Origin of the sequence: Thermobifida cellulosilytica TB100 (assembly GCF_001517975.1) — a bacterium.
Taxonomy (GTDB): domain Bacteria; phylum Actinomycetota; class Actinomycetes; order Streptosporangiales; family Streptosporangiaceae; genus Thermobifida; species Thermobifida cellulosilytica.
In genome coordinates this window covers 147304-155466 of record NZ_KQ950182.1, presented here as the reverse complement: position 1 = coordinate 155466, position 8163 = coordinate 147304, and the positions used below count along the sequence as shown (strand labels likewise).

Here is an 8163-nt window from a genome sequence, read left to right as displayed (position 1 = left end):
TAGGCGTCCAACGGCTCCGGCTCCGGCAGCGGCTCGGCATGGTCGTCGGGGAAGGCGTCGTCGGCCAAGGGCCGGTGCGCCTCCCCGTGGGCAGGACGGTCCGCCGCTCCGGGCGAGTGCGGTCGCTGCGGCGGTCGTGGTTCGGATGTCGGATCGCTCACGTATTACAGCCCCGTGGGAAAGGTCTCGGCGCGCTCCGTCAGCCGGTCCCGCAGCGCGGCGGCGTCCGCCAGCCGCAGTCCCGGAATGCGCGCGTCAGCGGTGCTCGCGGCCGTGCGCACCCGCACCGTGGCGATTCCCAGCGCCTGCTCCAGCAGGTTGGCGGTGACGTCCACCACCTGCATGCGGCCGTAGGGGATCACCAGGAGCTGCCGGATCACCGTGCCGAACGTCAGGTAGAAGTCGTGCTCCCCCTCCGCGTACCCCCAGGACCTCCGGGTGCCCTCGGCGGTGACCCAGGCGGCCGCCATGGCGAGCAGCACCAGGACGGCCACGGCCACGCCCATCGCCCAGTGCAGCCACAGCCCCACCCCGGTTCCCCCGAGCGCGGCGGCCGGCACGGCGACGAGGGCCGTCAGCAGTCTGCGGTACCGGGTGAACACCGGGTCCAACCGGTTCCACTCGGTTCCCGGGGGTGCGGCGAAGGCCGTCTCCACCGGAGAGTCCTTCGGCTCCGGCAGGACCGGGGCCGCCAAGCGTGGCGTTCTGGGAGATTCGGCGAAATCCACGATTCCAGTCAACCCCATCCCCGATCAGACGAACCGCTGCACTACGCAATAAATTACTCACCGCCTGTCGGTCAAACCGGTGATCGAGGCAGTTGATCTCAGCTTCTGGCGCCGCCGTCCTCCTGCCCGTCGGGCGGCACCCGGCAGGCGTACTCCAGGAACACCGCGGCGAGCACCAGCAGCAGCCCGGACAGCGCGGTGCCGCCCGCGACGAGGGCGTCCGCCCTGGCGTGCGCGCTGTGCAGCCAGTCCAGCAGGGCCAGCGCGAACCCGCCGAAGGCGCCGCAGGCGAGCGCCCCGAGCAGCACGCTGGCCTTGGCGAAGGCCACCAGCCGGGCCGCGCTGATCGGCTCGATCGGCTCGGTCCCCGGCTCGCCCCGGATCCGGCGGCGCACGTGGACCGCCGTGACCAGTTCGCCGAGCGCCAGCAGCCCCAGCGTGGGGATCGCCGTCCACGGCAGCAGCACGAGACTGGCGTAGGTCTCACGGACCAGCAGGAACACCGCGAACCCGGTGACCGCGGCGACCAGCAGCGGCACCGGCCACCGGGTGGGGCCCACCCGGTGGCCGCGGCCGTTGTCGGACGGGCTCACCGCGGCACCCGCAGCACCAGGTCGTCGCGCCGCCGCAACTGCTGGTCGGCCACGCCCGCCAGCAGCTCGCGCACCGGGCCGTGCCCGGTGAGGACGGCGTCGGGGTCGACGTCGGCCCACGGCCGCAGCACGAAGGCGCGCTCGTGCGCCCGGGGGTGGGGGAGGGTCAGTTCGGAGTCGGTGCGGACCAGGTCTCCGTAGGCGACGACGTCCACGTCCAGGGTGCGCGGGCCCCAGCGCACGTCGCGGACCCGGTGGAAGGCCCGCTCCACGGCCTGGGCGCGTTCCAGCAGCGCCTCCGGGCCGAGCGGGGTGTCGGCCACGGCCACCGCGTTGAGGTAGTCGTCCTGGTCCGGGCCGCCCACGGGCGCGGTCTCGTACACCGGGGACAGCCCCACGGGGCGCAGCTCCTCCGTGCCGAAGAGCGCGTCGACGGCGCCCTGGAGGTGGCCCAGGCGGTCGCCCAGGTTGCTGCCGAGGGCGAGGACGACCCGCACGGTCCGGTCCGCTCCGGTGCTCACGGGCGCCTCCGGGTGATGGTGACGGACACGTCGTCGAAGCGGTGCCGGATGGGGGCGTCCGGCTTGTGCACCGTGACCTCGACCTCGACCACCCGGGGGGAGTCCAGGCAGACGTCGGCGAGCCGCTGGGCGAGCGTCTCGATCAGGTTGACCGGCTCGCCCTCGACCACCGCCACGAGGCGGTCGCTGAGCTCGCCGTAGTCGACGGTGTCGGAGACGTCGTCGCTGCGCGCCGCCGGACGGGTGTCCACGCCGAGGACCGCGTCCACGACGAACTCCTGCCCCTCGCGCCGCTCGAAGTCGAACACGCCGTGCCTGCCCCGGGCGCGGAGTCCGCGGATCGAGATCCGGTCGAGCGGCCGTAACGTCTCGGTCATTCGCCTTCGTCGTCCTCGTGCAGCATCACCGGGGACGCGTGGTGCGACCACAGCCGCCACCCCTGCTCGGTCTCGACGAACAGGTTGGTGGTGACGACCCGGCCGCCCGCCACGAACCCGGGCTTGTCGTCCTCGGCGGTCAGCACGTTCTCCTCGCAGGTGACCATCGCGATGTCCCCGCTGACGCCGATGTGGGTCTCGGTGAGCACGTACTGGATGTAGGGGATGTTCGCCATGACCAGCGACCAGGCCCGCATGATCTCGGCGCGCCCGCGCAGCATCGGCCAGCCGGGGTTGACGCAGACGAGGTCGGGCGCCTGGTCCTCCTCGGCCCACACCCGACTCATGAGGTCGATGTCGCCGGTCTCGATGGCCTGGTAGAAGTCCGCGTTGGCCGCGGCCACCCGTTCCTCGATCTCCTGCCGGGACCTCACTGGCCGCCCCGGGAGCGGGGGGCGTCGGCGCGCCCGTGGACGAGGGCGGTCCCTCCGGTGCTCCAGGCCCGGGCGACCCGGACCGCGTCGGCGTTGGGGCGCACGTCGTGCACCCGCACCGCCCAGGCGCCGTGGAACGCGGCCAGGGCGGTCACGGCGACGGTGGCGTCGTCGCACTCGGTGAAGCCGCGGGGGTTGCCGTCGGCGTCGCTGAGCAGTCTGCCCAGGAAGCGCTTGCGCGAGCCGCCGACCAGGATCGGCCGCCCCAGGTCGGCGAAGCGGTCCAGGTGGGCCAGCAGCGCCCAGTTGTGGCCCTTGTCGGGGCTCTTGGCGAACCCCAGTCCGGGGTCGATGATGATCTGGCCGGGGTCGACGCCCTGGTCGACCATGTCGGCCATGCGCTGGTCCAGCTCGTCGTACACCTCTTGGACGACGTCGGTGTAGATGGCGCGCTTCTGCATGTCATGACTATGCCCACGCCAGTGCATCAACACGTAGGAGACGCCGGTGGCCGCGACCAGCCGGGCCATCTGCGGGTCCGCCTGCCCGCCGCTGACGTCGTTGACCAGCACCGCGCCCGCCTCCACGGCCGCGGAGGCGACCTCGGCCCGCATCGTGTCGACGCTCACCGTGACCCCCTGGCGGGCGAGCTCGGTGACGACGGGCAGCACCCGGCGCAGCTCCTCCTCGGCGGGGACCCGCTGGGCGCCGGGCTGGGTGGACTCGCCTCCCACGTCGACGAGGTCCGCGCCCTCCTCGACCATCCGGAGGCCGTGCTCGATCGCCCGTCCGGCATCGAACCACCGGCCGCCGTCGGAGAACGAGTCGGGGGTGACGTTGACGACCCCCATCACCAGACAGCGCTCTTCGACCGGAAGGCCGGGAAGCTCCTTTGTCGTCGCCATAGTCGTCAGCCTACAGATTCCCCGTCAACGTCAGGTTTCCTGGCCTTCTCCCCCGGATCCTCCCGGCCTCGCGCCCCAGCGGGTCAAGTTCCCGCCAAAAAGGGGTTCCGGGTCAGCGGTGGCCCATGATGAGCCCCATCGCCTCCGCGCGGGTCTTGTCGCTCTCCCGGAAGGAGCCGCGCACCGCGGAGGTCACCGTCTTGGCCCCCGGCTTGCGCACGCCGCGCATGGTCATGCACAGGTGCTCGGCCTCGACGACCACGATGACGCCGCGCGGTTCGAGGTGCTCCATCAGGGCGTCGGCGACCTGGGAGGTCAGCCGCTCCTGCACCTGGGGGCGGCGGGCGTAGACGTCCACCAGCCGGGCCAGCTTGGACAGCCCGGTGATCCGCCCGTCGGTGTTGGGGATGTAGCCCACGTGCGCCACCCCGTAGAAGGGGACGAGGTGGTGCTCGCACGTGGAGTACAGCTCGATGTCCTTGACCAGCACCATCTCTTCGTGGTTGGCCTCGAACACCGTGGTCAGCACGTCCTCGGGGCGCTGGTGCAGCCCGGCGTACTGCTCGGCGAAGGCCCGGGCGACCCGGGCCGGGGTGTCCACGAGGCCGTCCCGGTCCGGGTCCTCGCCGATGGCCAGGAGGATCTCGCGAACCGCCTTCTCGATGCGCGGCTGGTCGATCCCGGCGGGTTCGAGGCCGGCGTCGATCTCGCCGGCCCGGTACTCGTACTCAGTCACGGTCTGCTCTCAGGGTTGGGATTGCCCCGGTCGGCCTCCCGGTCCCGCTGCTGGTCCCAGGTGAGGTCGTTGGCGGCGTTCGTCTGCCCGTTGGCCCCGCCGACCAGCCCCTCCACGTCCTTGGGGCCCATGAGCGCGAGCTCCTTGGGGGTGAGGACCGGCGGCTTGTCCGAGGGGATCCGCTTGCCGTACCCCTTGTAGGAGCCGCGCGACGGGCGCTTGCGCACCGGGGCGAAGATCTCCAGGACCTCTTCCTTGGACAGGGTCTCCTTGTCCAGCAGTTGCAGCACGAGCTCGTCGAGGACGTCCCGGTACTCGACGAGGATCTCCCACGCCTCGTCGTGGGCGGCCTCGATGAGGCGGCGCACCTCCTCGTCGATGAGCGAGGCGATCTCCTCGGAGTACTCGCGGTTGTGCGCCATCTCGCGGCCCAGGAACGGCTCGGTGTTGCCGCTGCCGAACTTGCGGGCGCCCAGCCGCTCGCTCATGCCGTACTCGGTGACCATGTTGCGGGCCAGCGTGGTGGCCTTGTCGATGTCGTTGGCGGCGCCGGTGGTGGGCTCGTGGAAGACGAGCTCCTCGGCGGCGCGTCCGCCGAGCATCATGGCCAACTGGTCCATCATCTCCGAGCGCGAGGTGAGGAACTTGTCCTCCACCGGCAGGGACATGGTGTAGCCGAGAGCGCGGCCGCGCGGCAGGATGGTGATCTTGTGCACCGGGTCGGCGTTGGGCAGCGCGTGGCCGACCAGGGCGTGGCCGCCCTCGTGGTAGGCGATGATCTTCTTCTCGGCGTCCGACATGACCCGGCTCTTGCGCTCCGGCCCGGCCATGACCCGGTCGATGGCCTCCTCCAGGGTGGCCATGTCGATCTGGGTCCGGCCGCGCCGCGCGGACAGCAGGGCGCCCTCGTTGACGACGTTGGCGAGGTCGGCGCCGGTGAACCCGGGGGTGCGGCGGGCGATCACGTCGAGGTCGACGTCGGGCGCGATCGGCTTGCCCTTGGTGTGCACCCGCAGGATGCCCTTGCGGCCCTCCAGGTCGGGGCGGTCCACGACGATCTGCCGGTCGAAGCGCCCGGGGCGCAGCAGCGCGGGGTCGAGGATGTCGGGCCGGTTCGTGGCGGCGATCAGGATGACCCCGCCCTTGACGTCGAACCCGTCCATCTCCACGAGCATCTGGTTGAGGGTCTGCTCGCGCTCGTCGTGGCCGCCGCCCATGCCCGCGCCGCGGTGGCGGCCCACGGCGTCGATCTCGTCGATGAAGATGATCGCGGGGGCGTTGGCCTTGGCCTGCTCGAACAGGTCGCGCACCCGGGAGGCGCCGACGCCGACGAACATCTCGACGAAGTCGGAGCCGGAGATGGAGTAGAAGGGCACCCCCGCCTCGCCCGCGACGGCGCGCGCGAGCAGCGTCTTGCCGGTGCCGGGCGGGCCGTACAGGAGCACGCCCTTGGGAATCTTGGCGCCCAGGCTCTGGAACTTGGCCGGGTTCTGGAGGAAGTCCTTGATCTCCTGGAGCTCCTCGATGGCCTCGTCCGCGCCCGCCACGTCCGCGAAGGTCGTCTTGGGGGTGTCCTTGGAGATCAGCTTGGCCCGGGACTTGCCGAAGTTCATGACCCGGGAGCCGCCGCCCTGCATCTGGTTCATGATGAAGAAGAACACGGCGACGACCAGCAGCAGCGGCAGGAAGCTGAACAGCACGGACAGCCAGATGTTGTCGCCGGGGACCTCGACGTCGTAGGCCTCCAGGTTGCCGCCCTGGTTGGCGCGCAGCGCCTCGGCCAGCTCGGCGCCCTGGCCGTCCACCCAGTACGCCTCGTACAGATCACCGTCGACGGTGGTCAGCTCGATGCGCTGATCCTTGTCGATGATCTTGGCATCCTTGACCTGGTCTTCCTCGATCAGGTTGAAGACCTTCGACGTGTCGGTCTTGACGTGCTCGGGTCCACTGCCCCATCCCATGAACTGGGAGACCACCAGGAGCATCAGCAGGATGGCAATGAACCACAGCCACGGTCCACGGTACAAACGCTTCAGATTCATCTATACGGAACCCCGCCGGGCCCGTCCCTTCTAACAGCGGTCCCTCCGCGTACCGCAGAGGCGTCGGCGCGCGTCGGCGTCCCGGCGCGGCGACCCGTCGTCGCACCGGACCCCGTCGGCTCGTCGCGGCACCTCATGCCGACCGCCGGAAGCGGGACCTGTCGGACATGTGCTCCCTACAATGATGCCGGGATAATCGACGGTACACCCGGACTCTCCCCCACCACTCGCACGGTCGGAGTGGGTCGCGGTTGTCCCGTCATGAGCGCAACGCTCTGCGGCACCCCCGTTGTTCCCGGACCGTGACAATCCGCCCTGTGATCCCTCAGTCGTACATGTGTGCCGCGAGGGTGCCGATGAACGGCAGGTTGCGGTACTTCTCGGCGTAGTCCAGACCGTATCCGACGATGAACTCGTTGGGCAGGTCGAAGCCGACGTACTTGACCTCGAGGTCGACGTTGAGCGCCAGCGGCTTGCGCACCATGGTGCAGATCTCCACCGACTCCGGCTTGCGCGACCTGAGGTTGCCGACCAGCCAGGACAGGGTGAGCCCGGAGTCGATGACGTCCTCGACGAGGAGCACGTTGCGCCCCTGGATGTCGGTGTCGAGGTCCTTGAGGATGCGGACCACGCCCGAGGAGGTGGTGCCCGCCCCGTAGGAGGAGACCGCCATCCAGTCCATCTCGCAGGGGTGGTGGAGCTCCCGGGCCAGGTCCGCCATCACCATGACCGCGCCCTTGAGGACTCCGACGAGCAGCAGGTCCCTGCCCGCGTAGTCGGCGTCGATCTCGGCCGCCAGCTCCCGGGTGCGGGCCCTGATCTCCTCCTCGGTGACCAGGATCTTGTCCAGGGCGGATCCCATGTCCTTCGCGTCCACGCTTCAGGTCCTCGCTGCTCAGCTAGGGGTTCCTCGACCACACTCAGGATAGACGGGGCGGTGGTCCGCCCCGCTCGCCGGTGCACCGCAACCCGGGCGCGCCCGCGGGCCGCCGGCGCGGTCAGTCGGCGGTGACGACGATGCGCCCGCCGCTCCTGCGTCCCCGGCGTCCCCCGGGCAGGTCGACGTGGCGCTGCCCCCTCCAGTCGGTGACGAGCCGGTCCAGCGCGAAGACGTGCTCGGCGGTGAGGGCGCCCGCCGGGCAGCCGGCCGCCAGGGCGGCGCGGCGCAGCAGCCGGGTGCGGACCGCGCGGGGCAGGGCCTCCAGTTCGGCGACGTCCAGGGCGCCCGGCCCGCGCGAGGCCCACCGCTCGGCCCGGTCCGCCCACTCGTCGAGGGCGTCGGCGTCGTCGCGCAGCAGGGTGGCGGTGCGGGCCAGCGCCTCGGCGATCCCCGGTCCGAGCACCCGCTCCAGGACGGGCAGCGCGTCGTGGCGCACCCGGGAGCGGGCGTAGGCGGGGTCGGTGTTGTGCGGGTCCGACCAGGGTTCCAGCCCCATGAGCCGGGCCGCGGCGTGCACGGTGGCGCGGTCCAGGTCCAGCAGGGGGCGCAGGTAGCGGTCGGTGCGGGGCGCCATGGCGGCCAGGGAGCGGGCGCCCGAGCCGCGGGCCAGCCGCAGCAGCACCGTCTCGGCCTGGTCGTCGCGGGTGTGGCCGAGCAGCACGGCGCGGGCGCGGTGGGCGTCGGCGGCCTTGGCCAGGGCGGCGTAGCGGGCGGTGCGCGCCGCGCCCTCGGGCCCGCCCTCCGTGCCGACGGTCACCGACATCCGCTCCACGGGGGCCAGCCCGAGCGAGTCGAGCACGGCGGCCACCGCGTCGGCGCGCTCGGCCGACCCCTCCTGGAGGCCGTGGTCCACGGTGACCCCGCCCGCGCGCAGGCCGAGGCGGGGG

At 71.7% G+C, this 8163-nt stretch carries 10 protein-coding genes; all 10 read right to left on the bottom strand.

Annotated features, from left to right (window positions below; genetic code table 11):
- Nucleotides 1-164 precede the first annotated feature (164 nt).
- On the bottom strand, nucleotides 165-731 hold the full coding sequence (locus AC529_RS10865) for a PH domain-containing protein (RefSeq protein ID WP_068756882.1): 567 nt from the start codon (nucleotides 729-731) through the stop codon (nucleotides 165-167).
- A 95-nt stretch (nucleotides 732-826) separates the two neighbouring features.
- Entirely contained in the window at nucleotides 827-1321 is a 495-nt protein-coding gene (locus AC529_RS10860; protein ID WP_232306694.1) for a DUF3180 domain-containing protein, read from the bottom strand.
- Complete coding sequence (gene folK / locus AC529_RS10855) at nucleotides 1318-1842, bottom strand: 2-amino-4-hydroxy-6-hydroxymethyldihydropteridine diphosphokinase (protein ID WP_068756255.1); 525 nt, start codon at nucleotides 1840-1842, stop codon at nucleotides 1318-1320. Before folK ends, AC529_RS10860 begins: the two co-directional genes overlap by 4 nt.
- Nucleotides 1839-2219: a dihydroneopterin aldolase gene (gene folB / locus AC529_RS10850; protein WP_068756253.1), complete on the bottom strand. Its 381-nt coding sequence runs from the start codon at nucleotides 2217-2219 to the stop codon at nucleotides 1839-1841. Before folB ends, folK begins: the two co-directional genes overlap by 4 nt.
- Entirely contained in the window at nucleotides 2216-2653 is a 438-nt protein-coding gene (locus AC529_RS10845; RefSeq protein ID WP_068756251.1) for a nuclear transport factor 2 family protein, read from the bottom strand. The genes folB and AC529_RS10845 overlap by 4 nt, the downstream gene beginning before the upstream one ends.
- Nucleotides 2650-3558, bottom strand: a complete 909-nt coding sequence (gene folP, locus AC529_RS10840; protein WP_083948124.1) for a dihydropteroate synthase — start codon at nucleotides 3556-3558, stop codon at nucleotides 2650-2652. Before folP ends, AC529_RS10845 begins: the two co-directional genes overlap by 4 nt.
- 112 nt (nucleotides 3559-3670) lie before the next feature.
- On the bottom strand, nucleotides 3671-4294 hold the full coding sequence (folE, locus tag AC529_RS10835) for a GTP cyclohydrolase I FolE (protein WP_068756250.1): 624 nt from the start codon (nucleotides 4292-4294) through the stop codon (nucleotides 3671-3673).
- Nucleotides 4291-6336 carry an ATP-dependent zinc metalloprotease FtsH gene (ftsH, locus tag AC529_RS10830; protein WP_068756248.1) on the bottom strand — a complete coding sequence of 682 codons (2046 nt, stop codon included), beginning with the start codon at nucleotides 6334-6336 and terminating at the stop codon, nucleotides 4291-4293. The genes folE and ftsH overlap by 4 nt, the downstream gene beginning before the upstream one ends.
- A gap of 325 nt (nucleotides 6337-6661) precedes the next feature.
- Nucleotides 6662-7213: a hypoxanthine phosphoribosyltransferase gene (gene hpt, locus AC529_RS10825; protein ID WP_068756246.1), complete on the bottom strand. Its 552-nt coding sequence runs from the start codon at nucleotides 7211-7213 to the stop codon at nucleotides 6662-6664.
- Nucleotides 7214-7334: 121 nt separating this feature from the next.
- A partial coding sequence (gene tilS / locus AC529_RS10820) for a tRNA lysidine(34) synthetase TilS (protein ID WP_068756244.1) occupies nucleotides 7335-8163 on the bottom strand: 829 nt, incomplete at its 5' end.

What these genes read in the sequence shown, in the direction of transcription:
- folB (WP_068756253.1), bottom strand. Translation starts at nt 2,219, where the DNA reads ATGACCGAGACGTTACGGCCGCTCGACCGGATCTCGATCCGCGGACTC.
- folP (WP_083948124.1), bottom strand. Translation starts at nt 3,558, where the DNA reads ATGGCGACGACAAAGGAGCTTCCCGGCCTTCCGGTCGAAGAGCGCTGT.
- ftsH (WP_068756248.1), bottom strand. Translation starts at nt 6,336, where the DNA reads ATGAATCTGAAGCGTTTGTACCGTGGACCGTGGCTGTGGTTCATTGCC.